Genomic DNA, 25,555 nt, shown 5'->3' on the forward strand with positions numbered 1-25,555 from the left:
CTGGTCGTATGAAGAGCCCTCTGCTGACCCTGCCCGGCGCCGTCCCCGCCGAGGGCGTGGACGAAGGCGTGGCCGCCCACTACGGCGATCTGTTCCGCGAGCAGCGCACCCTCGCCGACGGCACCGGTTTCGTCGACCTGTCCCACCGCGGGGTCGTCACCGTCTCCGGGCCCGAGCGGCTCGGCTGGCTGCACCTGCTGCTCACCCAGCACGTCAGCGACCTCCCGCCGCACCAGGCCACCGAGGCCCTGATCCTCTCCGCCAACGGGCACATCGAGCACGCGCTCTACCTCGTCGACGACGGGGAGACGGTGTGGGCGCACGTCGAGCCCGGCACCCGGGAGGCGCTGATCGCCTACCTGGAGTCCATGAAGTTCTTCTACCGGGTCGAGGTCGCCGACCGCACCGCCGACACCGCCGTGGTGCACCTGCCGGCCGGGTCGATCGCGGAGGTGCCGGAGGGCGTCGTGGTGCGCGAGACGCCGTACGGCCGTGATCTGTTCCTGCCCCGGGGCGACCTGGAGGCGTACGCGGAGAAGACGGGGCCGGCCGCCGGGATCCTCGCGCTCGAGGCGCTGCGGGTCGAGCAGCACCGGCCGCGGCTCGGCTTCGAGACCGACCACCGCACCATCCCGCACGAGCTGGGCTGGATCGGCGGCGCGGTGCACCTGCAGAAGGGCTGCTACCGGGGCCAGGAGACGGTCGCCCGGGTGCAGAACCTGGGCAAGCCGCCGCGCCGGCTGGTCTTCCTGCACCTGGACGGCAGCGAGGTCCACCTGCCGACGCCGGGGACGGAGATCCGGCTCGCGGACGACGGCCCGGACGGGCGCAAGGTCGGGTTCGTCACGACGTCCGCGCGCCACTTCGAGCTGGGGCCGGTCGCGCTCGCGCTGGTGAAGCGCAACGTGCCGGTGGACGCCCGTCTGGTCGCCGGGGAGACCGCGGCGGCGCAGGAGACCGTCGTCGAGCCCTGAGCGGGCTCAGATCTCCAGCAGGACGGTGAACGGGCCGTCGTTGGTCAGCGACACCCGCATGGCCGCGCCGAAGCGGCCCGTCGCCACCGTCGCGCCCAGGGCGCGCAGCTGGGCGACCACCTCGTCGACCAGCGGTTCGGCGAGGTCACCGGGGGCGGCGGCGTTCCAGGTGGGACGGCGGCCCTTGCGGGCGTCGCCGTAAAGGGTGAACTGGCTGATCACCAGCAGCGGTGCGCCGGTGTCGCTGCACGACTTCTCGTCGTGCAGCATCCGCACCGACCAGAGCTTGCGGGCGAGCCGGGCCGCCTTCTCCTTGGTGTCCTCGTGGGTGACGCCGACGAGGACGCACAGTCCCTCGCCCTCGATCGCCCCCACCGTCTCGCCGTCCACGACGACGCTCGCGCCGTCGACCCTCTGCACCACCGCACGCATACGACCATGATGCCGGTCGGGGAACAGCCGACCGACGGCGGCCCACGAGGTCCCCCGCTCGGGCTATTTTTACTCCTTAGGGCCCATCTGGGGCGGATCGGGGACACTCGCTCACATAGCGGCCGCTTGGGGTGGCACGATGCTGGCACATGCCGGTCGAGGGGACGGTTGAGGCACATGAGCACACCGGGAGTGGGGCAGCCGCCTGCGGCTGTTCCGTTGACCCAGGCGGGAATCGGGGAGCGCGAGTTCCACCGGCCGCCCACACAGCGCACCGACAGTCCGGTGCTGCCCGAGGACGGGCCGGGGGCCGATCTGACCGTGCTCGGCCTGCCCGAGCTGCGGCGGGTGCGGCGGGAGGCGCAGCGGGACGAGGCGGACCTCAGCTATGTGCGGCGGCTGCTCCAGGGGCGGATCGACATCCTGCGGGCGGAGCTGGCCCGGCGCGTGCCGGGCTGTGTGCCCTCGGTCGTCGCGCCGGGGGCGGTGTCGGTCGTGGAGCGGCTGTCGGAGATCCTGCGGGACGGCCCGGCCCGGCACCGCTCCTCCGCCCGCCACGTGACACTGGGGACGCCGCGCGGCGAGGAGTACCGGCGGCTGGCGGCCGAGGCGCTCGCCGAGGTGGAGCTGTCCGACCTGGGGGCGCGCACGGACGCGGAGCTGAACGCCGCGATGGGCCGGCTGGTGCGGTACGAGCAGCAGGTCTCGCGGCGGCGGCAGCGGTTGCAGCGTACGGCCGACGAGTGCAGCGCGGAGATCGCGCGCCGGTACCGCGAGGGGGAGGCGCAGGTCGACGACCTGCTCGGGTGAGCCGGGGCGGGCGGGGCCGGGGAAACCTCTTCGACACCCGTCGCGCGCCCGCCCTACCGTGAGCCCATGACCTCCCGAGCCGACATCGAAGTACGCCCGATCGACGGGACCGAGTTCGCCGACTGGAACCGCGCCCTCAACACCGGGTTCCTGCGGGAGCCCACGTCCGACGAGGAGATCGTCGACGCGCGCCGGGCGCAGTTCACGCCCGGCCGGTCGATCGGGGCCTTCGACGGCGGGCGCTGTGTCGCCACGTTCCGTTCCTTCGCGCAGGAGCTGACCGTGGTCGGCGGCGCGAGCGTGCCCGCCGACGCCGTCTCCAACGTCACCGTCACCGCCACCCACCGCCGCCGCGGCCTGCTGACCCGCATGATGGCGCGGGACCTGGCGGCCGCGAAGGAGCGCGGGGACGTCGTCGCGACGCTGATCGCCGCGGAGTACCCGATCTACGGCCGCTACGGCTTCGGCCCGGCCACCTCGACGACCGAGTGGACCATCGACGTGCCGCGCACCGGTCTCGACCCGCGCTGGGCGGGCCCGGAGGACGGCGGCCGCGTCGACCTGGTGGACGGGGAGGAGGTCCGCAAGCTGGGGCCCGACCTGCACGAGCGGCTGCGCCGGGCGCAGCCGGGGGCGGTCAGCCGGGACGATCTGTGGTGGCGGATCACCACGGGGGCGGTGCGTTTCCACCCGACGTTCCAGGAGCCGTACTACGTGGTGTACCGGTCGGCCGGGGGCGAGGTCGAGGGCATGGCCGCCTACACGGCGGACGACCACTGGGGCGACGCCAAGCAGCCGTTGAACACGGCGCGGGTGAAGTGGCTGATCGGGGTGACCCCGGCCGCGGAGCGCGCGCTGTGGCACTACCTGTGTTCCATCGACTGGGTGGTGCGGGTGAAGAGCGGCTGGCGCGCCCCCGACGACCTGCTCCCGCACTTCCTGCCGGACCCGCGGGCCGCCGCCGTCACCACGCACGCGGACTGGCTGTGGGTGCGGATCCTGGATGTCGTACGGGCCATGGAGGCGCGGACGTACGGGGTGGCGGGGTCGCTGGTGCTGGAGGTCGTCGACCGTGGCGGGCCGGCCGGCGGGCGGTACCGGCTGGAGGCGTCGGCGGACGGGGCCGGGTCGTGTGTGCCGACCACCGGGAGCGCCGATCTCACGCTGGACGTCGTGGAGTTGGCGGCGCTGTGGCTGGGGGACGAGTCCGCGGTGCGGCTGGCGGCGCTGGGCCGGGTGCGGGAAGAACGAGCGGGCGCCGCCCGTCAGGCCGACGCCCTGCTGCGTACGTCCAGGCGACCGTGGTGCCCGGACCTGTTCTGAGCGCTGTCGCTCTCGCGCTCCTGCTGTCTGTCTCCTTCCGCCGACGACGGGTGAGCGCTCATCCGTAGCGAGCTGTTCGGTTGTGGTTGTTGTGCGGGTGGTGCCTGCCGACGGGCTCCCGGCTCCCCTCCGGAGGGGAGCCCGGCCGGCGGTCTGCGGTGTGCTGTCAGCCGGACTGGGCGAGCAGCATCACGAGGATGACCGCGCCGATGCCGCCGATCACGGTGTTCCGCGCCTTGATGCCCACGGTGAGGGCGACGAAGGCGATGATCCCCATCGGCCCGTACTTCCACTGGACGAGCTGCTCGAACCCGATGGCCAGTGCTGCGACGACGACGGCGACGAACGGCATGACGGTCCCCCTTGTGTCGTGGTCACCTCCTGCCACCCTGGCGGCCAACCCCCCAGGAGATCAACCAGGTTGCGCAAGTTGGCGACCAACTTGTCTTTAGTTATCTCCACTTGGAAGAGGCTTATAACCACCTGCCGTTGAACTGCCCGAAGATGGCGGGAAGTTGTAGTGTGCGGCTGTGGACCCGGAACACGCCTCCGTCACGGGGCGGAAGAAGTCACAGCGGCCACGGACAACACATCGTGAGGTGGCCGACGAACTGCGCGCGCGGATCAGGTCCGGGGCGCTGCGGCCGGGTCAGCGCATGCCCACCCAGGCCCAGCTCGCCGCCGAGTTCGGCGTGGAGCGGCCCGCGGTCCGCCAGGCGCTGCGCGTGCTGCAGGCGGAGCAGTTGCTCACCAACGTCTCCAAGGGGGTGCCGGCCACCGTCGCCGACGACCCCGACAGGGCGCTGACCGGCCCCGCGGCACCTCCGCTGCCCACCACGGCGGCCCTCGCCCCGCGGATCGCCGCCGCCTTCGCGGCCGAGCACGTGCGGATCGACGCCGTCTGCCTGACCGCGGTCTCCCTCACCCTGGCCATCGGGGAGCCGCTGCGCCAGATCCACGCGGGGCGGCGGAAACCGGCCAAGGTCGACGTGCGGGTGCTGCTGCCCAGCCGGAACATCGACCTGGCCTTCCCCACCCCGGTCGAGGGGCGCGGCGGGACGGACGGCCCGGTCCACGAGCGGTGGCTGTCGATGCGCAACGCCCAGGGGCAGGTGCTCCGGCACAACCTGCTCGCCCTGCGTGCCACGCACGGCATCGACGTGCGGGTCTCCTTCCGGGCGCTGCCCTTCACCCCGCCGGTGAAGCTGTACCTGCTCAACGGCGTGGAGGCGCTGTTCGCCTACTACACGGTGGTCCGCGGCGAGACGCAGATCGGCCAGGAGAACCTGGAGACGTACGACGCCCAGGGCATCCGGTCCATGCTGTTCGCGTTCGAGCGGGGGACCGGCCCGCGGGACACCGCGTTCGTGGAGCAGTCCCGCCGGTGGTTCGACGCGCTGTGGGAGACGATCAGTTCGGAGCTGGTGCTCACGGGCTGACGCCTCCCTCGGGGGCCCGGGTGACCGGGTGGCTCCTCACAGGGCCGGCCGCGCGACCAGCAGCGCGAGCAGCACGGCCCCGGCGGAGCTGAAGCCGGGGCTGTTGGCCCTGACTCCTATGGTGAGCAACAGCAGGCCGAGGAGGCCGGCCGCGCCGTACTGCCACTGGACGAGCTGCTCGACGGTGATGACGAGGACGGCGGAGATCAGGGCGAGGGCGGGCATGGTGTTCCTCCTTCGGTCCGACGTGCGCGGTGGAGCCGTATCTCCTGCCAACTTGGCCAAGTTGGCAACCAACTCTGTTTAAGTTGTCCCCACTTGGCTACTATGAATAAACAACTTTCAAGCAACTCCCCTTAGATGGACCAAAGTTGTAGCGTTTGGTCGTGACCCAGGAGAACGTGTCAGTGAACGGCAGCGGCAGGCTCTCGCCCCAGGAGATCGCCGACATCCTGCGGGAACGCATCCGGAGCGGCGAGCTCAAGGCGGGCGACCGGCTGCCCACGCAGGCCGAACTGGCCGAGGAGTTCGGCGTGGAGCGCGGCACCGTCCGCCAGGCCCTGCGGGCCCTCCAGGAGGACGGTCTGCTCAGCAACGTCAGCAAGGGCAGTCCGCCGCGGATCGCCGAACCGGCTCCCGCGCGGGAGGAGCCCCAGCCGACGATGGTGGGCCTCGCGCCCCGGCTGACGGAGGCGTTCGCACCGCCGAGGGTGCGGATCGACGCGGTCTGCCTGACGGCCGAGAGCCTCATGCTGGCGCTCAGCGAGCCCGTGCGCCACATCCACGAGGGCCGCATCCGCCCCGAGTCCGTCGACGTCCGCGTCATGCTGCCCTCCCGGGACATCGACCTCGCCTTCCCGGTGCCCGTCCAGGAGGGCGACGGCACCGACAACCCGGTCCACGACCGCTGGCTGGCGATGCGCAACGCCCAGGCCCGCGTGCTCCAGCACAACCTCCAGGCCCTGCGCGCCACGCACGGCATCGACGTCCACGTGACGTTCCGCGCCCTGCCCTTCACCCCGCCGGTGAAGCTGTACCTGCTCAACGGGGAGGAGGCGCTGATGGGCTACTACATGCTCACCCGGCGCGAGGAGGAGTGGGAGAGCCGCACCCTGGAGATGTACGACGCGCTGGGCTCCCACTCCCTGCTCTTCTCCTTCCTCAAGCGGTCCGGGCGGCGGGACCAGGCGTTCGTGGAGGAATCCCAGAAGTGGTTCGACGCCCTCTGGGAAACCATCACGACGGACCTGACACTCTCCTAGTGACCTCTGAGACGACGCGGACCGGTCCGGTGAGGGCCGGGAGCGAGACGGAACTGGACGCACTGCGCAAGCTGGTCAAGGGCTCCCGCGTCGTGCTGTGGGACTTCGACGGGCCCGTCTGCCGCCTGTTCGCCGGGCACTCGGCGGAGCGGGTGGCCGACGACCTGGTGTCCTGGCTCGAGGGGCACGGCCTGCACGGCCTGCTCACGGACACCGAACGCGAGTCCCCGGACCCGCAGGTGGTCCTGCGTGCCCTCGACCGCCGGCACCCCGGCAGCGACCTCGTCGCGGAGCTGGAACAACGCCTCACCCACGAGGAGCTGCGGGCCACCGCCTCGGCGATGCCCACCCCGTACGCGGACCCGCTGATCCGCACCTGGACCGCGGTGGGCTCCCGGCTCGCCGTCGCGACCAACAACTCCCCGCGCGTCGTGCGCGCCTACCTGGACTCCCGGGGCCTCGCCCCCTGCTTCGCCCCCCACATATACGGCCGCACCCAGGAACTGAACCGCCTCAAACCCGACCCGCACTGCGTCAACCGGGCCCTGAACGCCATGGGCGCCGCGCCGGCGACCGCGCTGATGATCGGCGACACCCCGTCCGACCTGCTCGCCGCCCGGGCGGCCGGCGTCCCGTTCCTCGGCTACGCCCGCACCGAACGCAAGGGCGAGCTGCTGCGCGACGCGGGCGCCACGGTGGTCGTGGACTCACTGGAGCCGGTGCTGCGGCTGGTCCGCCGCTGAGGGCCGGCCGCGCGGCGCTGCGCCGTCGGTGGGGCGGGTCCGGCGGGGAGACGGCGTCGCGCACGGAGTGCGGCGGTGGCGGGAGTACCGTACTGCCACTTCCGTACCCCGCGGAGGGGTCCAGCACGAGAGACACGGGCCATGCCACCCGAAACACCTTCCCCCGCCCGGCGGCACGCGGTCGCGGCGTGCGGGGATCCGAGCGTGGTCGAGGGACCGCTCCAGGGCTACCACCACGAGACGTACGTCTTCCCCCTGCCCGGCGAGGCGGGAGCGGCCGTGGCCGTCCGGTGGAAGTGCCGGGAGCCGCGCGCCGGTCTGCTCTGGTTCGACCGGCGGTGCTTCGACTCGGAGGAACAGCTCCTGGACGCGCTGAGCGGGCGGATCACCGGCATCCCGGGCGTCACGGAGTTCGGCGGACTGCGCCTGCAGCGGTTCGTCGAGGGCCGGACGCTGGGCGCGCTGCGCGCATCGGGGCTGTCCGTCCCCGGCCCGCTGCTCCGGCAGGTCGTCGGCCTCTTCCGCGAGCTGGCCGGGGTGACGCCGGAGACCCTCGTCGTCAAGCGGCGCTGCGAGGCCAGGGACCGTCCCGAGTCCGGTGACACCAACGGGTTCCTGGAGCGGCTGGTCTGCTTCACCGAGGAGAACGTCTACCGGGCGAACCTGGAGACGTTCGGGCGGCTCTTCGCGGACCTGGGCGTGGACGAGGACGCCTTCCGGAACCTCAGGAAGCACGTGTCGGGCCTGACGGAACGTCCCTTCTGCCTGCTCCACGCCGACCTGCACCGCGAGAACTTCGTCGTCGACGACCGGCAGCGGCTGTGGACCATCGACTGGGAACTCGCGATGCTCGGCGACCCGCTGTACGACCTGGCCACCCACCTGTACCTCATGCGGTACCCGCGGTCGCAGGCCCGCGAGCTGACCGGCCGGTGGGTGAGCACCGTCGAGGAGGTCCGTCCCGGCGGTTCGAGGGGCTGGCGGCACGATCTGGGGCTGCTCATGGACTACAAGAGGGCCCAGTCCGTGTTCACCGACGTCATCCGCGCGGCCCTGTCGCCGGGCTCCGGTCCGGGACCCGGGCGGGACCGGCTCGACCGTGCGGGAGGGAAGCTGAACCGGATCCTGGCCGGGGCCGCCGTGCCGCTGGGCCTCGCCTCGGTGCCGGACCCGGACCGGATCGCCGGGGCCCTCGCGCGCTGGCGCCGGACCCACGCGGGGGACGGGACCGTAGGCTCGCCGCATGAGTGAGACCGGGCTGCGGGAGCGCAAGAAGCGGCGGATGTACCGGACCCTGTCGGACACCGCGATCCGGCTCTTCCTGGAGCGGGGCTTCGACGCGGTGTCCGTGGCCGAGGTGGCCGCCGCGGCCGAGATCTCCAAGCCGACGCTCTTCCGGTACTTCCCGGCGAAGGAGGACCTCGTCCTGCACCGGATCGCCGATCACGAGGGCGAGGCCGCGCGGGTCGCCGGTGAGGGCCCGGCGCCCGTGGAGGCGTTGCGGCGGCACTTCCTGGACGGGCTGGAGCGGTGCGATCCGGCCACCGGGCTCAACGACGACCCGGAGGTGCTGGCCTTCCACACGCTGCTGTACGGCACGCCGGCGCTGGTGGCGCGGCTGTACGGGCATCTGGAGCGGTCCGAGGACGCGCTGGCCGGGGCGCTCGGGGGCGGGCTCGACGCGCGGCTGGCCGCGGGGCAGATCATCGCCGTACGGCGGATCCTGGCGCAGGAGAACTGGCGGCGGATCGCGGCGGGGGAGCGGGTCGAGGACGTGCGGGGGGACGCGGTGGCGGCGGCGGAGCGGGCGTTCGGGGTGCTGGCGGAGGCCGTGCCCCGGCTCCTGGCCGATGAGCCGGAGTAAAAAATGTAACTCGGTTGCTTTTTTGGTTTACGCTCGGTGGAATGACGTCACCCGAGCCCGCCCTCCGGCACGCCCTCGACCACGAACGCGCCCACCACGACCGCTGCCGCGACGCCCTCGCCGCCATGGCCGACGGCTCCGACGAACAGGTCGTCACCGGCGAGGACGTCTCCGCCTCCGGCGCCGACGCCGAGGTCCTCGGCCGCCGGCTGCGCACCCGGGCCAGGGAACTGCGCGAACTCCCCCCGGGCCCCCTGTTCTTCGGCCGGCTGGACTTCGCGCGGGGCACCGGCGACCACGCCGGGCAGAGCTACCACATCGGCCGGCTGCGGATCACCGAGCACCCCACCGCCCCGCCCCTGGTCGTCGACTGGCGGGCGCCCGTCTCCCGCGCCTTCTACCAGGCCACCGCCCGCGCGCCGCGGGGCGTCGCCGTGCGCCGCCGGTTCGGCTGGGCGCCCGGCAGCCGGGGCGACTCCGCCGACCTGACCGGACTGGAGGACGAGCACCTGGCGGAGGGCGAGGAGCGGGTCAGCGGCATCGTCGCCCAGGAGATCGAGCGGCCCCGCGTCGGGCCCATGCGGGACATCGCGGCCACCATCCAGCCCGAGCAGGACGACCTCGTCCGCGGCGACCTGGGCGCCTCCGTGTGCGTGCAGGGCGCCCCCGGCACCGGCAAGACCGCCGTCGGCCTGCACCGGGCGGCGTACCTGCTCTACACCCACCCCCAGCGCATCCGGCGCGGCGGACTGCTCATCCTCGGCCCCAACCGCACCTTCCTCTCCTACATCGCCGAGGTCCTGCCCGCCCTCGGCGAGACCGGCGTACGACAGTCCACCCTCGTCGAGGAGATCGCCCGGCACCCGGTCACCGGCACCGACGACGAGCGGACCGCCGTCGTCAAGCACGACGCCCGGACGGCCGAGGTGCTGCGCCGGGCGCTGTACGCGCGCGTGCGGGCCGGCGGTGACGGCGGTCCGCGGGACCTCGCCGTGCCCGACGGGTCCTCCCGCTGGCGGGTCCCGGCGGAGGAACTGGCGCGGATCGTGGCGGACGTACGGGCCGAGGAGGTGCCGTACGACGTCGGGCGGGAGCGGGTGCGGGCGCGGATCGTGCGCGCGGTGCGGGAGCGGGCCGAGCGGCGCGGCGGGCCGCGCGGCACCGCCTGGACGCGCCGGATCGAACGGGCGCGGCCGGTGTCCGCGTACGTCGACGCCGTCTGGCCCCGGGTGCGGGCCGAGGAGGTGCTGGCGGGGCTGCTCGGCGACCCGGGGGAGCTGTCCGCCGCGGCCGAGGGCGTGCTGGACACCGAGGAGCAGAAGGCCCTGCTGTGGGCCCGGCCGCCGCGGTCCTGGAAGTCGGCGCGCTGGTCGGCCGCCGACCTCGTGCTGCTCGACGAGGTCGCCGGACTGCTCGAACACTCCCCGGGATACGGCCACATCGTCGTCGACGAGGCCCAGGACCTCTCCCCGATGGAGTGCCGGGCCGTCGCCCGCCGGGCCGCCTACGGTTCGCTCACCGTGCTGGGCGACCTGGCGCAGGGCACCACCCCGTGGGCGGCCCGCACGTGGCCGGAGGCCCTCGCCCACCTCGGAAAGCCGGACGCGGCCGTCGTCCCGCTGACCACCGGATACCGCGTGCCGCGGGCGGTGGCCGACCTCGCCAACCGGCTCCTGGAACGCCTGGACGTCGACGTCCCGGCGGCCCGTTCGCTGCGCGGTGACGGCGCGTTGCGCCTGCGCGAGGTCCCCGGGCCGGGCGCGGTGCCGGACGCGGTGGTGGCCGCCGTACGGGACGCGTCGGCGCGGGAGGGGTCCGTCGGGGTCGTCGCGGCGGACGCGGACGTGCCCCGGCTGCGGCGGGCGCTGACCGGGGCGGGGGTGGACGCGGCGGGACCGGAGGAGCCGGGCGCGCGCGTCACCGTGGTGCCGGCGAGCCTCGTCAAGGGCCTGGAGTACGACCACGTGGTGGCCGTCGAACCGGCGGCGATCGCGGAGGCGGAGGCCCGGGGGCTGCACCGGCTGTACGTGGTGCTGACCCGGGCGGTGTCCCGGCTGGAGGTGGTGCACGGGCGGCCCCTGCCGTTCTGAGGCCGCCCGCCTCCGGTCAGCGCCGGGCGAGCACCTCGGCGAGCCGGGTGAACGCGTCCGCGCCGTGCCCGAGCGCGATCACCCGCCGGGCCTGCCCCTCGATCACGCGCATCACGCTCGCGTCGATGCCATGACCCTCGGAGGCGTGCACGACGTGGGCCATGGTCGAGACGGCCGAGGTGACCGGGTTCACCTCGCCCGAGTACGTGCCGGCGTCGGCGTCGGCCGCGAACTGCGTGAACAGCGGCGGGAGGATCGCGGCGATGCCCCCGGCGAACGGGGCGAGCTCCTCGGCGGTGACGCCCTCCGCGCGGGCCACGGCGAGGGCGTGCGCGTAACCGGCCATCGACGTCCAGAAGATGTCGAGCAGCGCGATGTCGTACGCCGCGGCCCGGCCGATGTCCTCCCCGAGGTGGGTGTGGCTGCCGCCGAGCGCGTCCAGCACCGGCCGGTGCTCCCGGTACAGCTCCTCGGGGCCGCTGTGCAGGAAGACCCCGGCGTCCGTGCCGATCGTCGTGGTCGGGGTCATGATCGCGCCGTCCAGGTAGCGGACGCCGTGCCGGCCGGCCCAGGCGGCCGTGTCCCGGGAGCGCTCGGGGGTGTCGGCGCTCAGGTTCACCACCGTACGGCCCTTGAGGGCGGTGGTGACGGCGTCCTGGCGCAGCACGGCGTCCGAGGCGTCGTAGTTCACCACGCACACGACGGTGAGCGGGGCGGCGGCGACGGCCTCCTCGGGGGAGGCGGCCGGGACCGCGCCCCGGGCGACCAGGTCGGTGTCCCGGCCGGGCGTGCGGTTCCAGACGGTGGTGCGCAGTCCCGCGTCGAGGAACGCGCCGGCCAGCGCCCGGCCCATGGGGCCCAGTCCGAGGACCGTGACGGAGGACCGGTCGGTGTGCACAGACATCTGTCAACTCCCGTAATGTGTCTGACAATTGCTGAGGAAAGGGGCAGGGCATGGTGCACCGGCGTCACGATCCGGACGTCTGCGGGGTGACGGCCGCGATCGCCGTGATCGAGGGCAAGTGGAAGACCACGCTGCTGTGGCTGCTGGAGTCAGGACCGCACCGGCCGGCCGCGCTGCGCCGGCAGGTGCCGGGGCTGACCGAGAAGGTGCTGACCGTGGCGTTGCGCGAGATGGAGGCGGACGGTCTGGTGCACCGGGAGGTGCACGACGTCCTGCCGCCGAAGACGGTCTACTCGCTGACCGGTTTCGGCCGTGACCTCGCCGAGGCCCTGGGACCCCTGTCCGACTGGGGGTACCGCCGCCTGGAGAAGATGACGGAGGCCGAGGCGGAGGCCTCCTGACCGCAGCTGATGGTTCCCGCTCCCTTCCCGTCCGGCGGCTCGTCCGCCGCCCTCGTCAAGGGTCGCCGGACGCCGGTGCGCTGCCAAGTACGCACAAAAAAGTGGGTGTTCCGGGCTGAGGGGCGAAGAGCGTCCCCGGTGCCGGCCCCGTCCTCAGCCGGCGGAGCCGTCCTCCTCCTCCACCGGCGGCATCAGCGCCCGCAGCCAGCGCTCCGTCTGGGCGACATGGGCCTCGGCGGCGCCCGCCGCGGCGCCCGGGTCGCGGTCGGCGATCGCGGTGGCCAGCACCCGGTGGTCCGCGTCGCTCTTGGCCCGCAGCTCCGGGCCCTCGGGGAGGGTGAACACCTGGTACTTGCGGGAGCGGGCGCGGAAGACCGCGAGCAGCGAGGCGAGGGTGGGGTTGCCGCCCGCCCGGGCGATCTCGGCGTGGAAGCGGTGGTCGAGTTCCGAGGCCTCGGCGGGGTCGTCGGTGGCCTCCATCGCCTCGATCAGCGAGAACAGCGTCTCGATCGTCCCCGGTGTCGCGCGCGCCGCGGCCTTGGCCGCGACATGGGCCTCCAGGACCCGCCGGATCTCGTACACCTCCAGCAGCCCGGGCAGCGGCAGGAGTTGGAGCGTCAGCGAGAGGCTGCCGATCAGGTCCTCCGGGCGCAGCTGGGAGACGTAGGTGCCCGAGCCGTGCCGGGGCTCGATCACGCCCAGCGCCGCGAGCATGCGCACCGCCTCGCGCAACGAGCCCCGGGAGACGCCCAGTTCCTCGCAGAGGTCCGCCTCGGGGGGAATGCGCTCCCCGGCGGCGAGCCGCCCCGTGGCGATCATGTGCCGTAGGCCGTGGAACGCCTTGTCGACTGCGGACATCCGAATCCTCCCCTGACGGACCGGCTGCGTCGCGCCTGCCCCGCTGTGCACTGTAGCGAGGGCGAGAGATCAGATGTCTTGGATGTATCGGCCGCGAGTCATCTGACTTCTCTCGCTGCAAAGGTCTTGTCATGGCTGAAAATCCCATGCCACCATCCCGAGTCATCATACGTCTCGCCCCGAAAGTCTGATGTCCCGGGCTTTTCCGGGCGCCCGAGACGTGCGTGCCGCGATACGTGCCGGACGTGCCGGACGTCCGAGGTGTTCGAGATGGGAGCCATGTGAGCGAGACCGAGGTCACCACCGCACCCCGCCCCCTGCTGCTGGCCGACGGCCGGCCGGCGGCGCGGGCGTGGTCGCTGGACCCCGCCCTGCGCCACCTCAACCACGGCTCGTTCGGCGCCGTGCCGGTGGTGGCCCAGGAGCGGCAGCAGGAGCTGCGCACGCGGATGGAGAGCGCGCCGGTGGTGTGGTTCCCCGAGCTGCCGCAGCGCCTCGCGGCGGCCCGGGCCGACCTCGCCGCCTTCCTCGGCACGGACCCCGGTGACCTGGCCCTGGTGCCGAACGCCAGCGCCGGCGTGAGCGTGGTGTACGCCGGTCTCGACCGCCGGGCCGGCGGCGAGATCGTCGTCACCGACCACGGCTACGGCGCCGTCACGATGGGCGCCGAGCGGCTGGCCCGCCGCTGGGGCGGCCGGGTCCGCACCGCCCGGGTGCCGCTGGACGCCGGTGAGGAGCAGGCGTACGAGGCGGTGATGGCCGAGGTGGGCGAGGCCACCGACCTGATCGTCGTCGACCAGATCACCTCCGCGACCGCCCGCCGGCTGCCGGTGGAGCGGATCGGCGCGGAGGCGCGGCGGCGGGGGATCCCGCTGCTCGTGGACGCCGCGCACGCGCCCGGGCTGATCGCCGCCCCGCTCGACGGCCTGGACTGCGACTTCTGGGCGGGCAACCTGCACAAGTGGGGCTGCGCGCCGCGCGGCACCGCGGCGCTGGTGGCACGCGGACCGCTGCGCGAGCGGCTGTACCCGCTGATCGACTCCTGGGGCGCGGCCGACCCCTACCCCGACCGCTTCGACCAGCAGGGCACGATCGACGCCACCGGCTACCTGGCCGCCGCGACGGCGCTCGACTTCGTCGCCACCACCTGGGGCTGGCCGGCCGCCCGCCGGTACATGGACGACCTGGCCGGCTACGCCGAGCGCATCGTGGGCGCCGCGTTCGCCGAACTGACCGGCACCGACGCCTTCGTCGACGTCGGCATGCCGGTGCCCGGCATGCGGCTGGTGCGGCTGCCCGAGGGGCTCGCCGACAGCCGGGTCACCGCCGACGCCCTGCGCGACCGGGCCACCGCCGAACTCGGCGTCGAGGCGGCGTTCACCAGCTTCGGCGGCGTCGGCTACATGCGCCTGTCCGCCCACGTCTACAACACCGCCGAGGACTACGAGTACTTCGCCGAGAGCTGCGTTCCCGTCCTCGGCGAGTGGGCCCGCACGGCGCGCGAGCAGCGGCACACGTCCTAGCCGCACACCGTCCCGCGCCGTCATCCCCGTACAACCAAGGAAGAGGTCAGCACGATGAGAAGAAGGACGGCAGCTCTCGCGCTCGGCACCGCCGCCGCGATGGTCCTGACCGGCTGTTCCACCATGAGCCCCGGTGAGAGCGGAACAGTCACCCTCAACATGGTCGAGAGCCTGACCAACCCCGCCCGCACCGACCTGCTGAAGGACCTGATCGCCGACTTCGAGCGGAAGAACCCGAAGGTCCGGGTCAACCTGGTCTCCCCGCCCACCGAGCAGGCCGACCAGAAGATCCAGCAGATGCTCCAGTCCGGCAGCGGCGTGGACGTCCTGGAGGTGCGGGACATCACCGTCGGCCCGTGGTCGAACAACGGCTGGCTGTACGACATGAAGAAGGACCTCGCCGGCTGGAAGGGCTGGGACGCCCTGACCGACAACGCGGTCGCCGCCGCCGAGGACGGAGAGGGCAGGACGTACTTCGTCCCCTACGGCTTCTACGGGCTCAGCCTCTTCCACCGCACCGACCTGATCGAGCAGGCCGGCTTCGACGAGCCGCCGGCCACCTGGGACGAACTGCTGGAGCAGGCGTCGAAGATCCACGACCCGGCGGAGCGCCGGTACGGCTACGCCTTCCGAGGCGGCGCCAACGCGCACAGCAACGCCACCGCCGCGATCGAGGCATACGTCGCCGAGAGGATCGACCCGGCCAACGGCTACAAGCTGAAGGACGGCAGCACGATCTTCTCCGCGCCCGAGGCGCTCGACGCCATGGAGATGTACCTCGAACTGTTCAAGGAGGCCTCGCCCAAGTCGTCGGTGGCGTGGGGCTACCCGGAGATGGTCGAGGGCTTCTCCAACGGCTCCACCGCCTTCCTGCTCCAGGACCCCGAGGTCATCGCGACCGTCTCGGAGTCCCAGTCGATCGGCGAGGACCAGTGGAGCACCGCCCCGCTGATGGCCGGGCCGAGCGGCAGGACGGTGCAGCCGCTGGCCACCGCCGGGTGGGGCGTGGCCGACGGCGGCGAGCACAAGGCGGAGGCGGTGAAGCTGGTCGAGTTCCTCTCCGAGGGGGAGGCGTCGACGGCGTTCACCAAGAAGAACAGCCTGGTGCCGATCCTGAAGTCGGCGGCCGAGGACGCGTTCTACCGGACCGGCCCGTGGGCCAGCTACGTCACCATGACGGAGAACCCGGACAAGTACCTCGTCGTCACCCAGCCGCGCGGCGTCGCCTGGTGGACGGAGTGGCAGCAGCGGGCCGACACCGACGTGCAGAAGATGATCCTCGGCAAGCTGACGCCGAAGGAACTGCTGGCCGGCTGGGACGCGTACTGGACCGAGAAGTGGAAGAAGTAGCCATGTCCACCCCGTCCACGCCGGACGCGGGGACGGCGCCCTCCGTGCGGAAGGAGGGCGCCCCGCCCGGCCGGGGCACGGCGGGGGGCCGCCGCAAGCGGGAGTTCACCACCCGTCAGGGCCTGCTGATCGCCGCCTTCATGGCGCCGGCCGCGGTCTTCGTGGCGCTCTTCACCTACTACCCGATGATCGCCGGCAGCCAGATGGCGTTCCGGAACTGGAACCTGACCGACCTCACCGACACCTCGTGGGTGGGTCTGAAGAACTTCCGTGAGGTCTTCACCGACCCCGCCTGGAGCACGGTGGTGGACAACACCGTGCTGTGGGTGGTCGGCTCGATCGTGCCCCAGTTGGTGATCGGGTTCGCCATCGCGCTGTGGCTGCGGCGTCGGTTCCGCTTCCGCGGGCTCTACCAGGCGCTGATCTTCTTCCCCTGGGCGATCTCCGGGTTCCTCATCGGCATCCTGTTCCGCTGGCTGTTCAACAGCGAGTTCGGCGTCGTCAACGACCTGCTGCAGAAGGCGGGGCTGATCGACGAGCCGATCGCCTGGCTGGCCGATCCGCAGACGGCGATGATCGCGGTGCTGATCGCCAACGTCTGGTACGGCGTCACCTTCTTCGCGATCATGATTCTGGCGGCGCTCCAGTCGATCCCCGACGAGCTGTACGAGGCGGCGGCGCTCGACGGCGCCGGCAAAGCGCGCACGCTCTTCCAAATCACCATTCCCTACATCCGTACGACGCTGGCGCTGACGGTGCTGCTGCGGGTGATCTGGATCTTCAACTTCCCCGACCTGATCTTCGGCATGACCGGGGGCGGCCCGAACGACGAGACGCACATCGTGACGACCTGGATGGTCAAGATCACGCAGCAGGGCGACTACGGCAAGGCGTCCGCCCTCGGCCTCCTGGTGGTCGCCGTGCTCATGGTGTTCGCGGTGTTCTTCCTGCTGGCCACGCGGGAGCGCCGGATCCCGGCGCGGGGCACCGGAAAGCGAGGTGTGCGGTCGTGATCGGCAAGGAAACCACGGCCGGCCGGGTCACCAAGTTCACCTTCCTCGGCCTGTGGCTGGTCTTCTCCCTCTTCCCGCTCTACTGGATCACCGTCACCTCGCTCAAGGCGCCGGGCGACATCTTCGCCTTCCCCCTCGCCTACTGGCCCGAGCGGTTCTCGCTGGAGAACTACCAGGGCCTCTTCGGCACGGCGGACTTCGGCACGTACCTCGTCAACAGCCTGGTGGTGGCGACCGTCGCCGGTGCCGTGGCCACCGCGATCTCGACCCTGTCGGCGTACGTCCTGGCCCGCTTCGAGTTCCGCACCAAGTCCGCGCTGCTGATGGCGGCCCTGGTCACCCAGATGATCCCGTCGTTCATCGCGCTCGGACCGCTGTACCTGCTGATGACCGACCTGCGGCTGGTCGACAACCGCCTCGGGCTGGTCCTCGTCTACATCGCCGTGTGCGTCCCCTTCTGCACGGTGATGCTCCGCGGCTTCTTCGAGAACATCCCGGACGCGCTGGAGGAGGCCGCCATGATCGACGGCCTGTCCCGGTTCGGGGCGCTGGTGCGGGTCCTGCTGCCGGTGATGCGCCCCGGGATCGTCGCCGCGTTCATCTTCAACTTCGTCAACTGCTGGAACGAGCTGTTCCTGTCGGTGACGCTGATGAACAGCGACAGCAACAAGACGGTGCCGACGGCCCTGAACGGCTTCATCTCCAGCTTCAACATCGACTGGGGTTCGATGTCCGCGGCGGCCGTGCTGACCATCCTGCCCACCATGGTCCTCTTCGCCTTCGCCAGCCGGCACATCGTGCAGGGGCTCACCTCGGGGGCGGTGAAGGGGTGAGGGCCGTCCGGCGGGGAGGACCCGTCCGGCCGGCGGGGAGGGCCGTCCGGACGGTGTCAGCCGTCGCGGTCCGCCGCCTCCCGGGCGGCGCGCTCCAGGCGGCTCCGGTAGGACTCCCACCAGGCCGGGTCGTCCGAGGCCAGGGCGGTGTTGCTCCGGTTCATGCCCACGGTGCCGTCCATGAGTTCCCGGAGGATGTCGGCGTGACCGGCGTGCCGCTGGTTATCGGCGATCACGCGCACCACGGCGTGGTGCAGCGTCACCTCGTCCTTGCCGTCCGGCCACCACGGCACCCGGCCGGTGGTCTCCAGCGGCAGCGCGTCGATCGTCGCGTCCGCGTGCGCCCAGGCCCGGCGGTACAGGCCGACGACGAACGCGCGTGACTCGTCGGCCGTCGCCCACATGTCCCCGTTGGGCTCGGCGCCGTCCGCGAGCCAGGGCAGCGGCTCGCCGGACGGCCGTCCGAAGGTGTCACCGAGGTAGCCCAGCTCCACGCCGGCCGCGTGCTTCACCAGGCCGAGGAGGTTGGTGCCGGTCGGCGTGAGCGGGCGCCGGACGTCGTACTCGGTGAGCCCTTCGAGCTTCCACAGGAGCGCGTCCCGGGCCGACTGAAGGTAGAAGAGCAGGTCCTGCCGGGCGGTTCCGGTGGGCTCGGCCCTGGATGCGGTCATGCCCGCCAGTGTGCCCCCTCAGGCGAAGTCGTACCCCGACCAGTCGGCGAGGGGGCGGTAACCGAGCCGCTGGTACAGGGCGTTGCTGGTGGGGTTGGCCCGGTCCGCGAACAGCACGACGTCCCGCGCCCCCGCCGCGAGGGCGGCCCGGCTCACCTCCGCCGTGACGGCACCCGCGTAGCCGCGGCCGCGCAGGGCGACCGGGGTGTGGACGATGTCCACCTGGATCTGACCGCCGATCAGCGGGTTCATCCCCGCGACGGAGACGGGGGTGCCGTCCGGGGTCTCCCACACCGTGTAGCGCTTGTCGGCGAAGCGCGTGCCGGCCCAGGAGTCCGCGTCGATCACCACGGCCTCCCCGACCGCCGCGGCGAACTCGCCGCACCAGAACATCACCTCGTCGAGGTCGTCGTCGCCCAGGACGCGGGCGCGGCCGGCCGGCATGGGGTCCGGCGGTGTGAGCGTGCCGAGCCGGTACAGCCGCAGCCGCGTGTCACGGAGCCTCGGCGTGGCGCCGGTGCGCCGCTGCCACGCCTCGGCGAAAGCGGTGGCGGTGTCGTGGTCCGCGCTGACGGAGGGGAGGGAGTGCCCGAGGGCGGCCAGCCGCGCGGCCAGTGCGTCGGCCTGCTCGGGCGTGAGCGCGGTGGGGGTCAGCGCGCGGGGCACGAGGCGGTGGAACGTCGCCTGCACCTCGCCCGCCCGCTCCAGCACACCGAAGACGGCGGTCTCGGCGCCGAAGGCCCCCGCTCCCCGGGTCCGCACCCTCTCGGCCCACGTCAGCGCCATCACGTGCGCGCCGGGCCGCGAGCGCAGGAAGTCTCCCGCGCGGGCGAGGAAGTCGTCGACGTCTTCGGTGAGGTACCAGTCGTCCGAGGTCATGCCTCATGCTCCCGGATCGGCCCGGGGGCCCGCCGCTTTCCCGCCGGTCTCCCACGCCGGGCCGTGCCGTCCCGGCAGACGGCCCTCTCCCTCCCTCGCTCGGCCGCGCTGCCCGTCCACCGGCCCGCACCGCCACCGAGGATGGCCCGAAGTCACACCCGGAGCGTGAACCTCCGCCGGTGACCACGCCCCGCCGGCCTCCGGCGGCTGCGGCTGCCCCGTCCCACCCTCCGCTCCCGCGAGCCCCGGGCCGGGGCGTGTGCTCCACGACGGTCCGCTCCTCGGCGCCCTCCACGCCCCTCGCCCCGGCGGCCCGCGGCCCTGTCCCCTCCGCTCCCGGGCGAGGCCACCCCGGCCCGGATCGTGCGCCTCCGGGACGGTCCGCACACACGGAGGAAAGCCCTCCACGGCCGATGACTTCGCGCCGGAACGGCAGTCTCCCTCTCGAACGCCCGTGCCGGCGCGGCCCGGGTGCGACCGTGGGCGTACGTCCACGCCCCCCGTGACAGGAGAACCTGACGCATGACCGACCCCGCAGTGACAACGCCCCGCGGCCACGGCGACGGGGCCTGGCCCCTCATCCACGCCGAGCGGGCCGCGCTGGCGGACGACCTCGCGGACATGCCGGACGAGCGCTGGGAAACGCCCTCGCTCTGCGAGGGCCTGACGGTGCGCGAAGTGCTCGCCCACCTCACCGCGGGCGCGAGCCTCAACACCGTGCGCTGGATGGCGGGGGTGATCCGCTGCCGGTTCGACTTCGACCGGCAGGTCGCCATGCGGCTGGCCGAGCAGCTGGGCACGGCCCCGGCCGAGACGCTCGAACGGTTCCGGCGCGTCGTCCCGAGCACCACCAAGCCTCCCCTGCCCGCCCTCGCCATGCTGGGCGAGACGATCGTGCACGGGGAGGACATCCGGCGCCCGCTGGGCATCCGCCGCGACCACCCGATCGGGGCCGTCACCCGGGTCGCCGAGTACTACCAGGGCTCGGACCTCGTCGTCGTGGCCAGGAAACGCGTCGCCGGCCTGCGGCTCGTCGCGAACGACGGCCCCTTCACGACCGGCGCGGGGCCGGTCGTGTCCGGCCCCACCCTCGCCCTGGTGATGGCCATGACCGGACGCACGGCGTACTGCGACGATCTCGACGGCGACGGCGTGGAACTCCTGCGCAGCCGAGGCGCGATGGCGTGACGCCGCCGCCCTCCAGGGCCGGACCGCGGCCGCCCGGACGTGGCGCACTTTTGCAAGCAGGTGCTTGCAATAGTTAGCGCGGTGCGGCAGGGTGGGGGTATGGCATCGCTCAACGTCGGCAATCTCGGTGAGTACCTGCGCGAGCAGCGGCGCAGCGCGCAGCTGTCGCTGCGGCAGCTCGCCGACGCCGCCGGGGTGTCCAATCCGTATCTCAGCCAGATCGAGCGCGGGCTGCGCAAGCCGAGCGCGGAGGTGCTGCAGCAGGTCGCCAAGGCGCTGCGGATCTCCGCCGAGACCCTGTACGTCAGGGCCGGCATCCTCGACGCGGAGCGGGACGGCGAGGAGCGCCTGCGGGAAGGGGCGACGCGGGCCGTGCTGCTCGCCGACCCCACCCTGACGGAGCGTCAGAAGCAGGTTCTACTCCAGATCTACGAGTCCTTCCGCAAGGAGAACGGGTTTGGGGCCGCCGGGGACGGTCAGGCGACGGACGGGGACCACGAGGTCATCGAGGTCATCGGGACCGACGAGACCGAGGAGGTCGCCGGGGGCTCCGAGGCCGGAGCCGACGGGAGTGACCGCGCGGTGGACGCCTCGGGCGGCGGTGCCGGGATACGCCGGAGCCGTACGGCCGGCGGCGGGACGTCGGGCAGGCGCCGGCCCCGCGAGGACGGCGGCAGCGACACCGATCCGCGGCAGACGGCCGGCTGAACCGGACCAGGGCACCGGCCGCCCGCCGCGGACCACTTGAAAACCCTCAGCCGAAAAACGAATCCGGGAGGACCATCACCATGGCCATCACCGACGACCTGCGCAAGACCTTCAGCGACCCGACCCCGCTCTACTTCGCCGCCGGCACCGCCGACCTCGCGCTGCAGCAGGCCAAGAAGGTGCCCGCCCTGGTGGAGCAGCTGCGCACCGAGGCCCCGGCGCGCATCGAGGCCGTGCGCAACACCGACCCCAAGGCCGTCCAGGAGCGGGCGACCGTCCGGGTCCGCGAGACGCAGGAAACGCTCCAGACCAAGGTCGGCGAGCTCTTCGGCTCGCTCGACACCGACCTGAAGAAGCTCGGTGAGACCGCCCAGGACCTCGCGCTGCGCGGGGTGGGCGTCGCCGCCGAGTACGCGGTCAAGGCCCGGGAGACCTACGAGAAGGTCGCCGAGCACGGCGAGCAGGCCGTGAAGACCTGGCGCGGCGAGGCCGCCGAGGGCATCGAGGACATCGCCGTGGCGGTCGAGCCGTCGCCCGAGCCGAAGACCGAGGTGAAGACCGAGCCGGTCGCGGTCGCGGACCACAAGCCCGCCGAGGCCGCCGCGGTGAAGAAGCCGGCCCCCGCCAAGAAGGCGCCGGTGCGCAAGCCGGCCGCCAAGAAGTCCACTCCGCCCGCCGAGTAGGCGGCGGACGCGACGGCGGGCCGGGCACTCTCGTGGTGTCCGGCCCGTTGTCCTGATAGCCGGCCCGGGTATGCGGGTACGGTGACGGCGTAGCGGACGAGCCGAATCGGGTGGTGGACCCAGTGCTGATGCAGGGCTTCAACAACTTCATGTGGCTGCTGAGCATGGCCCTGATCGTGTTCAGCGGCTTCGCGCTGATCGACGCCGCCACGCGCCGTGAGGACGCCTACCGCGCGGCCGACAAGCAGACCAAGCCGTTCTGGCTGATCATCCTCGCCATCGCCTTCGTGGTGAACCTGATCTTCAACATCCTGTCGTTCCTGCCGATCATCGGCCTGATCGCGACCATCGTCTACATGGTCGACGTCCGCCCGGCCCTCCGCGGCCTGCCCGGCGGCGGCCGCAGCAGCCGCAGAGGCTCCAGCAGCGACGGCCCCTACGGGCCGTACAACGGCGGACGCTGACGCTGACGGGGGGCGGCCCGCCGCTCAAACGGTCCGGTCCAGCAGCAGCACCGCCACGTCGTCCGTCAGCTCGCCGCCGTTGAGGTCCCGGACCTCGTTGACGGCGGTGCGCAGTAGTTCCTCCCCGCGCAGGCCCTCGGAGAGCTGGCGGCGGATCATCTCGACCATGCCGTCCTGGCCGAGCCGTTCGCCGGTGTCGCCGACGCGGCCCTCGATCAGGCCGTCGGTGTAGAGCATCAGGCTCCACTCGGCGCCCAGCTCCACCTGCATCCGCGGCCAGCGGGCGCCCGGCAGCAGCCCGAGCGCCGGGCCGTTGTTGTCGTACGGCAGCAGCCGCGCCGGCAGGCCCGGGCGGGCCAGCAGCGGCGACGGGTGGCCGGCCAGGCACAGGCCCGCCCGGCGGCCGTCCGGCGCGATGTCCACCGTGCACAGGGTCGCGAAGATCTCGTCGTCCGCGCGTTCGTGCTCCAGCACCTCCTGGAGCGTGCCCAGCAGCTGGTCCCCGCACAGCCCCGCCAGGGTCAGCGCGCGCCAGGCGATGCGCAGCTCCACGCCGAGGGCGGCCTCGTCCGGGCCGTGCCCGCAGACGTCGCCGATCATGGCGTGCACGGTGCCGTCCGGGGTGCGGACGACGTCGTAGAAGTCGCCGCCGAGCAGGGCCCGTGAGCGGCCGGGGCGGTAGCGGGCGGCGAAGCGCAGCGGGGAGCCGTCCAGCAGCGGTGTCGGCAGCAGGCCGCGCTCCAGGCGGGCGTTCTCCTGGGCGCGCAGTCTGCCCTCGGCGAGCCGCCGCTCGGCGGAGTCGGAGCGCTTGCGCTCCACCGCGTACCGGATCGCCCGGCTCAGCAGCCGGCCGTCCAGCTCGTCGCGGACGAGGTAGTCCTGGGCGCCCACCCGTACCGCCTCCGCGCCGCGCTCGGCGTCGTCGGCACCGGTGAGGGCGAGGACGGCGTGCCGGGGCGCGAGTTCCAGGACGTGCTGGAGCACGGCCAGCTCGTCGCCACCGTCGCCGGTCCGGCCCGGCGCGGGCAGGGCGAGGTCGAGGTCGAGCAGGATGCAGTGGACATCGTCGGTCAGCAGCCGTCCGGCCTCGGTGAGGTTGCGGGCGGTGCGGACGCGGATCGGCTTGCCGGACTGGTCGAGCAGGTCCGGCACGATCGGCGAGCCGCCGGGATCGTCCTCGATCAGCAGCAGGGTGAGGTTGGTGTGGGCGGCCGTCTCGGCCCTGTCCGGCGCGGCCGCGGCCCGGTCCGTGGTGTTCTCGGACGGGTCCGCCGCGCGCGGGGCCGCCGCCGAGGTCTCCGAGGAGTCCTGGGCGGAGCCGCCGTTCGGTGCGGCGGCCGGCGCCTGACCACCTTCCGCGGCCGGGATCGCTCTCTGCCGCGGTACGGGTACGGGCATGGTTCCGGTTTCCTTCCCTCCCCCCGAGGGCACGGTGGGGGCCGGGGCCCGTCGTACGGACCCGGGGTTCGCGACCCTTTCCCGAGCTCACACCTTCTGTGCGAGCGGGGGGCGCCCCCTTCGAACGGGGACCATAGCGGTTGACGGCGCCGCAACGGAATGGTGTGAACCACGTCGCCCGGACATCGGCCACTGTCATATGCCGCGTTTACTATCGCAGTTGGACAGGCCGGCGATGACGCGGTGATGACGAACGTCACGTCCGCAGGGGGTTTGGCCGCAAGATCCACGTGCGCTGGGTCACGTGGCCCATGACACCGGGCCGTTGAGCGGACGGACGGGCGCGCCCCGCCGGTCGGTTTTCGTTCGTGTCCCGGCCGCTCTGCGTTCTTGTGCGTGCTCTGCGTGCTGTGCGTGCTGTGCGTGCTCTGTGCTCTGTGCTCTGTGCGCTGTGCGTGCTGTGCGTGTTCTGTGCGCTCGGCTTGTTCTATGTGCTCGGCTTGTTCCGCGTGCCCTGTGAGTCCGGCGTGCCGTCCGGCTCCGAGCCCGGGTCCGGCCGCACCACGCCGAGGATCGGCATCGACCCGGCCCCCGCCAGCGTCACCGCCCGCCCGGGGCGCGGGGCGTGCACGATGGCACCGTCCCCCACGTACATCCCGACGTGGCTGGCGTCGTCGAAGTAGATGACGAGGTCACCGGGCCGCATCTCCTCGACGGCGACGCGCTCCAGCTGCTTCCACTGCGCCTGCGAGGTGCGCGGGATGCCCTGCCCGGCCGTCGTCCAGGCCTGCGAGGTCAGTCCGGAGCAGTCGTACGTCCTGGGGCCCTCGGCGCCCCACTGGTACGGCTTGCCGATCTGCGCGGTGGCGTACGCGACGGCCTTCTTGCCCTGCTCCGTCGCCCTGCCGTCGATGTCGTCGAGGATGCCCGAGCTGAGCCAGGCGCTCTGCGCCCGGTCGGCGGCCCGCTGCTCCAGGAGGGCCAGGCGCTCCTTCTCCTCCGTCTCCAGCTCGGACTCGACCTTCTCGGCCGCCTCGATCTGCCGCTCGATCCGCTGCTGCGCCTTCGCCTTGGCCTTGCGCCCGGCCTCCAGCTTCTTCCACTGGGCGTCGGCGTCGCGCGCGTACTGCTCCAAGTCCTGCTGGGTGCGGGTCATTTCGCCGAGCAGTCCGTTGGTGGCGTGCTGGCCCTGCCGCACCCGCCCCGCGCCGTCGAGGAAGTCCTGCGGATCGTCGCTCAGCATCAGATGGGCCTCGGGCGGCAGTCCGCCGCCGCGGTACTGGGCGGCGGCCGCGGCGCCCGCGCGGGCCTCCAGCTCCTCCAGCCGCTCCCGGCCCTCGACGATCTTCTTCGCCAGCCGGACGATCTCGGCGGACTGCTGCTCCGCCTTCTCCTCGGCCGCGTTGTACGCGTCGGTGGCGACGGCCGCGGCGCGGTAGAGCTTGTCGAGCTTCTCGCGTACGGCCTCGAGGTCCTTGTCGGCCGGGACGCCGGCGCCGGGACTCGCGCCCGGGGGCGGCGGGGGAGTGGGGGCCGCGAACGCCGTGCCGGGCACCGCCAGCACGGTGACCGCACAGACCACGGTCACGGCCGCCGCGAGCCACCCGCGCTTGCCCTTGCCCATGACTGCCGCACCCCCACCTGGTTAACCGTCGGTAACTTCCGGTCGCCCGGGGGATGCTGCCATGCCGGCGCGCGAAACGACAGAGGGAGTACTTCCCCGCCCACCCTCCCCGTCATTCCCC

27 protein-coding genes are annotated in these 25,555 nt (G+C 72.8%); 18 read left to right on the forward strand and 9 right to left on the reverse strand.

The features are described from left to right. The first annotated feature begins 8 nt into the window (after positions 1-8). Entirely contained in the window at positions 9-974 is a 966-nt protein-coding gene (ygfZ, locus tag FHX78_RS18450) for a CAF17-like 4Fe-4S cluster assembly/insertion protein YgfZ (protein ID WP_145868526.1), read from the forward strand. Positions 975-980: 6 nt separating this feature from the next. Here ygfZ and dtd read toward each other — a convergent pair whose 3' ends face one another. Beyond that, on the reverse strand, positions 981-1,406 hold the full coding sequence (dtd, locus tag FHX78_RS18455; protein WP_145868527.1) for a D-aminoacyl-tRNA deacylase: 426 nt from the start codon (positions 1,404-1,406) through the stop codon (positions 981-983). Between the two features lie 177 nt (positions 1,407-1,583). Between dtd and FHX78_RS18460 the strand changes: the two genes are divergently transcribed. After that, complete coding sequence (locus FHX78_RS18460) at positions 1,584-2,216, forward strand: RsiG family protein (RefSeq protein WP_145868528.1); 633 nt, start codon at positions 1,584-1,586, stop codon at positions 2,214-2,216. 66 nt (positions 2,217-2,282) lie between these two features. Then, positions 2,283-3,539: a GNAT family N-acetyltransferase gene (locus FHX78_RS18465; RefSeq protein WP_145868529.1), complete on the forward strand. Its 1,257-nt coding sequence runs from the start codon at positions 2,283-2,285 to the stop codon at positions 3,537-3,539. A 166-nt stretch (positions 3,540-3,705) separates the two neighbouring features. Here FHX78_RS18465 and FHX78_RS18470 read toward each other — a convergent pair whose 3' ends face one another. Next, a complete protein-coding gene (locus FHX78_RS18470) occupies positions 3,706-3,891 on the reverse strand; it encodes a hypothetical protein (RefSeq protein WP_145868530.1) in 186 nt (61 codons plus the stop codon). Between the two features lie 178 nt (positions 3,892-4,069). Here FHX78_RS18470 and FHX78_RS18475 point away from each other — a divergent pair, with 178 nt between their 5' ends. Beyond that, positions 4,070-4,978 (forward strand): FadR/GntR family transcriptional regulator, encoded by a 909-nt coding sequence (locus FHX78_RS18475; protein ID WP_145868531.1) that lies wholly within the window; start codon positions 4,070-4,072, stop codon positions 4,976-4,978. 36 nt (positions 4,979-5,014) lie between these two features. On the opposite strand, the gene FHX78_RS18480 is transcribed toward FHX78_RS18475, so the two are convergent. Beyond that, complete coding sequence (locus FHX78_RS18480) at positions 5,015-5,203, reverse strand: hypothetical protein (RefSeq protein ID WP_145868532.1); 189 nt, start codon at positions 5,201-5,203, stop codon at positions 5,015-5,017. A 155-nt stretch (positions 5,204-5,358) separates the two neighbouring features. Between FHX78_RS18480 and FHX78_RS18485 the strand changes: the two genes are divergently transcribed. From FHX78_RS18485 to FHX78_RS18505, 5 genes are all read left to right on the forward strand, one after another. Continuing rightward, on the forward strand, positions 5,359-6,240 hold the full coding sequence (locus FHX78_RS18485) for a GntR family transcriptional regulator (protein WP_145868533.1): 882 nt from the start codon (positions 5,359-5,361) through the stop codon (positions 6,238-6,240). Beyond that, positions 6,240-6,983 (forward strand): HAD family hydrolase, encoded by a 744-nt coding sequence (locus FHX78_RS18490; protein WP_229923890.1) that lies wholly within the window; start codon positions 6,240-6,242, stop codon positions 6,981-6,983. Before FHX78_RS18485 ends, FHX78_RS18490 begins: the two co-directional genes overlap by 1 nt. A 141-nt stretch (positions 6,984-7,124) precedes the next feature. Beyond that, the gene (locus tag FHX78_RS18495; protein WP_145868535.1) at positions 7,125-8,234 is read left to right on the forward strand and encodes a phosphotransferase; all 1,110 of its coding nucleotides are present in this window, start codon (positions 7,125-7,127) and stop codon (positions 8,232-8,234) included. Beyond that, positions 8,227-8,847: a TetR family transcriptional regulator gene (locus tag FHX78_RS18500; protein ID WP_145868536.1), complete on the forward strand. Its 621-nt coding sequence runs from the start codon at positions 8,227-8,229 to the stop codon at positions 8,845-8,847. Before FHX78_RS18495 ends, FHX78_RS18500 begins: the two co-directional genes overlap by 8 nt. Before the next feature lie 41 nt (positions 8,848-8,888). Then, entirely contained in the window at positions 8,889-10,937 is a 2,049-nt protein-coding gene (locus tag FHX78_RS18505; protein ID WP_145868537.1) for a HelD family protein, read from the forward strand. A 16-nt stretch (positions 10,938-10,953) separates the two neighbouring features. Here FHX78_RS18505 and FHX78_RS18510 read toward each other — a convergent pair whose 3' ends face one another. Next, positions 10,954-11,841, reverse strand: a complete 888-nt coding sequence (locus tag FHX78_RS18510; RefSeq protein WP_145868538.1) for an NAD(P)-dependent oxidoreductase — start codon at positions 11,839-11,841, stop codon at positions 10,954-10,956. A 50-nt stretch (positions 11,842-11,891) separates the two neighbouring features. On the opposite strand from FHX78_RS18510, the gene FHX78_RS18515 reads away from it, so the two are divergent. Beyond that, positions 11,892-12,242, forward strand: a complete 351-nt coding sequence (locus FHX78_RS18515; RefSeq protein WP_145868539.1) for a winged helix-turn-helix transcriptional regulator — start codon at positions 11,892-11,894, stop codon at positions 12,240-12,242. Between the two features lie 153 nt (positions 12,243-12,395). Here FHX78_RS18515 and FHX78_RS18520 read toward each other — a convergent pair whose 3' ends face one another. Continuing rightward, positions 12,396-13,100 carry a FadR/GntR family transcriptional regulator gene (locus FHX78_RS18520; RefSeq protein WP_145868540.1) on the reverse strand — a complete coding sequence of 235 codons (705 nt, stop codon included), beginning with the start codon at positions 13,098-13,100 and terminating at the stop codon, positions 12,396-12,398. 281 nt (positions 13,101-13,381) lie between these two features. On the opposite strand from FHX78_RS18520, the gene FHX78_RS18525 reads away from it, so the two are divergent. The 4 genes from FHX78_RS18525 to FHX78_RS18540 are packed head-to-tail and all read left to right on the forward strand — an operon-like array spanning position 13,382 to position 17,819. Next, a complete protein-coding gene (locus FHX78_RS18525; protein ID WP_145868541.1) occupies positions 13,382-14,623 on the forward strand; it encodes an aminotransferase class V-fold PLP-dependent enzyme in 1,242 nt (413 codons plus the stop codon). Positions 14,624-14,677: 54 nt separating this feature from the next. Beyond that, positions 14,678-15,973, forward strand: a complete 1,296-nt coding sequence (locus FHX78_RS18530; protein WP_145868542.1) for an ABC transporter substrate-binding protein — start codon at positions 14,678-14,680, stop codon at positions 15,971-15,973. Between the two features lie 2 nt (positions 15,974-15,975). Further along, entirely contained in the window at positions 15,976-16,986 is a 1,011-nt protein-coding gene (locus tag FHX78_RS18535) for a carbohydrate ABC transporter permease (protein ID WP_145868543.1), read from the forward strand. Beyond that, positions 16,983-17,819, forward strand: a complete 837-nt coding sequence (locus FHX78_RS18540) for a carbohydrate ABC transporter permease (RefSeq protein WP_145868544.1) — start codon at positions 16,983-16,985, stop codon at positions 17,817-17,819. Before FHX78_RS18535 ends, FHX78_RS18540 begins: the two co-directional genes overlap by 4 nt. Positions 17,820-17,875: 56 nt before the next feature. Here FHX78_RS18540 and FHX78_RS18545 read toward each other — a convergent pair whose 3' ends face one another. Together FHX78_RS18545 and FHX78_RS18550 are read right to left on the reverse strand one after the other, a co-directional pair. Beyond that, the gene (locus FHX78_RS18545) at positions 17,876-18,490 is read right to left on the reverse strand and encodes a DinB family protein (protein WP_145868545.1); all 615 of its coding nucleotides are present in this window, start codon (positions 18,488-18,490) and stop codon (positions 17,876-17,878) included. An 18-nt stretch (positions 18,491-18,508) separates the two neighbouring features. Continuing rightward, positions 18,509-19,369, reverse strand: a complete 861-nt coding sequence (locus FHX78_RS18550) for a GNAT family N-acetyltransferase (RefSeq protein WP_145868546.1) — start codon at positions 19,367-19,369, stop codon at positions 18,509-18,511. Positions 19,370-19,891: 522 nt separating this feature from the next. Here FHX78_RS18550 and FHX78_RS18555 point away from each other — a divergent pair. The 4 genes from FHX78_RS18555 to FHX78_RS18570 all read left to right on the forward strand — a co-directional run bounded on the left by FHX78_RS18555 (position 19,892) and on the right by FHX78_RS18570 (position 22,412). Continuing rightward, on the forward strand, positions 19,892-20,557 hold the full coding sequence (locus FHX78_RS18555) for a maleylpyruvate isomerase family mycothiol-dependent enzyme (RefSeq protein WP_145868547.1): 666 nt from the start codon (positions 19,892-19,894) through the stop codon (positions 20,555-20,557). A gap of 99 nt (positions 20,558-20,656) precedes the next feature. Then, positions 20,657-21,265: a helix-turn-helix domain-containing protein gene (locus FHX78_RS18560; RefSeq protein ID WP_145868548.1), complete on the forward strand. Its 609-nt coding sequence runs from the start codon at positions 20,657-20,659 to the stop codon at positions 21,263-21,265. 80 nt (positions 21,266-21,345) lie between these two features. Next, positions 21,346-21,948 carry a hypothetical protein gene (locus FHX78_RS18565; RefSeq protein ID WP_145868549.1) on the forward strand — a complete coding sequence of 201 codons (603 nt, stop codon included), beginning with the start codon at positions 21,346-21,348 and terminating at the stop codon, positions 21,946-21,948. A gap of 128 nt (positions 21,949-22,076) precedes the next feature. Continuing rightward, positions 22,077-22,412 carry a DUF2516 family protein gene (locus tag FHX78_RS18570; RefSeq protein WP_189908554.1) on the forward strand — a complete coding sequence of 112 codons (336 nt, stop codon included), beginning with the start codon at positions 22,077-22,079 and terminating at the stop codon, positions 22,410-22,412. Between the two features lie 24 nt (positions 22,413-22,436). Here FHX78_RS18570 and FHX78_RS18575 read toward each other — a convergent pair whose 3' ends face one another. Then, complete coding sequence (locus FHX78_RS18575) at positions 22,437-23,810, reverse strand: PP2C family protein-serine/threonine phosphatase (protein WP_145868550.1); 1,374 nt, start codon at positions 23,808-23,810, stop codon at positions 22,437-22,439. A gap of 487 nt (positions 23,811-24,297) precedes the next feature. Continuing rightward, positions 24,298-25,434 (reverse strand): C40 family peptidase, encoded by a 1,137-nt coding sequence (locus FHX78_RS18580; protein WP_145868551.1) that lies wholly within the window; start codon positions 25,432-25,434, stop codon positions 24,298-24,300. Between the last annotated feature and the right edge of the window lie 121 nt (positions 25,435-25,555).

The organism is Streptomyces capillispiralis (assembly GCF_007829875.1).
Lineage (GTDB): Bacteria > Actinomycetota > Actinomycetes > Streptomycetales > Streptomycetaceae > Streptomyces > Streptomyces capillispiralis.

Bases quoted from the DNA above. Each gene is read 5' to 3' on its own strand.
- ygfZ (WP_145868526.1), top strand. From the start codon at position 9: ATGAAGAGCCCTCTGCTGACCCTGCCCGGCGCCGTCCCCGCCGAGGGC.
- dtd (WP_145868527.1), bottom strand. From the start codon at position 1,406: ATGCGTGCGGTGGTGCAGAGGGTCGACGGCGCGAGCGTCGTCGTGGAC.
- FHX78_RS18460 (WP_145868528.1), top strand. From the start codon at position 1,584: ATGAGCACACCGGGAGTGGGGCAGCCGCCTGCGGCTGTTCCGTTGACC.
- FHX78_RS18465 (WP_145868529.1), top strand. From the start codon at position 2,283: ATGACCTCCCGAGCCGACATCGAAGTACGCCCGATCGACGGGACCGAG.
- FHX78_RS18470 (WP_145868530.1), bottom strand. From the start codon at position 3,891: ATGCCGTTCGTCGCCGTCGTCGTCGCAGCACTGGCCATCGGGTTCGAG.
- FHX78_RS18480 (WP_145868532.1), bottom strand. From the start codon at position 5,203: ATGCCCGCCCTCGCCCTGATCTCCGCCGTCCTCGTCATCACCGTCGAG.
- FHX78_RS18495 (WP_145868535.1), top strand. From the start codon at position 7,125: ATGCCACCCGAAACACCTTCCCCCGCCCGGCGGCACGCGGTCGCGGCG.
- FHX78_RS18500 (WP_145868536.1), top strand. From the start codon at position 8,227: ATGAGTGAGACCGGGCTGCGGGAGCGCAAGAAGCGGCGGATGTACCGG.
- FHX78_RS18505 (WP_145868537.1), top strand. From the start codon at position 8,889: ATGACGTCACCCGAGCCCGCCCTCCGGCACGCCCTCGACCACGAACGC.
- FHX78_RS18510 (WP_145868538.1), bottom strand. From the start codon at position 11,841: ATGTCTGTGCACACCGACCGGTCCTCCGTCACGGTCCTCGGACTGGGC.
- FHX78_RS18515 (WP_145868539.1), top strand. From the start codon at position 11,892: ATGGTGCACCGGCGTCACGATCCGGACGTCTGCGGGGTGACGGCCGCG.
- FHX78_RS18520 (WP_145868540.1), bottom strand. From the start codon at position 13,100: ATGTCCGCAGTCGACAAGGCGTTCCACGGCCTACGGCACATGATCGCC.
- FHX78_RS18530 (WP_145868542.1), top strand. From the start codon at position 14,678: ATGAGAAGAAGGACGGCAGCTCTCGCGCTCGGCACCGCCGCCGCGATG.
- FHX78_RS18535 (WP_145868543.1), top strand. From the start codon at position 15,976: ATGTCCACCCCGTCCACGCCGGACGCGGGGACGGCGCCCTCCGTGCGG.
- FHX78_RS18545 (WP_145868545.1), bottom strand. From the start codon at position 18,490: ATGACCGCATCCAGGGCCGAGCCCACCGGAACCGCCCGGCAGGACCTG.
- FHX78_RS18550 (WP_145868546.1), bottom strand. From the start codon at position 19,369: ATGACCTCGGACGACTGGTACCTCACCGAAGACGTCGACGACTTCCTC.
- FHX78_RS18555 (WP_145868547.1), top strand. From the start codon at position 19,892: ATGACCGACCCCGCAGTGACAACGCCCCGCGGCCACGGCGACGGGGCC.
- FHX78_RS18560 (WP_145868548.1), top strand. From the start codon at position 20,657: ATGGCATCGCTCAACGTCGGCAATCTCGGTGAGTACCTGCGCGAGCAG.
- FHX78_RS18565 (WP_145868549.1), top strand. From the start codon at position 21,346: ATGGCCATCACCGACGACCTGCGCAAGACCTTCAGCGACCCGACCCCG.
- FHX78_RS18570 (WP_189908554.1), top strand. From the start codon at position 22,077: ATGCAGGGCTTCAACAACTTCATGTGGCTGCTGAGCATGGCCCTGATC.
- FHX78_RS18575 (WP_145868550.1), bottom strand. From the start codon at position 23,810: ATGCCCGTACCCGTACCGCGGCAGAGAGCGATCCCGGCCGCGGAAGGT.
- FHX78_RS18580 (WP_145868551.1), bottom strand. From the start codon at position 25,434: ATGGGCAAGGGCAAGCGCGGGTGGCTCGCGGCGGCCGTGACCGTGGTC.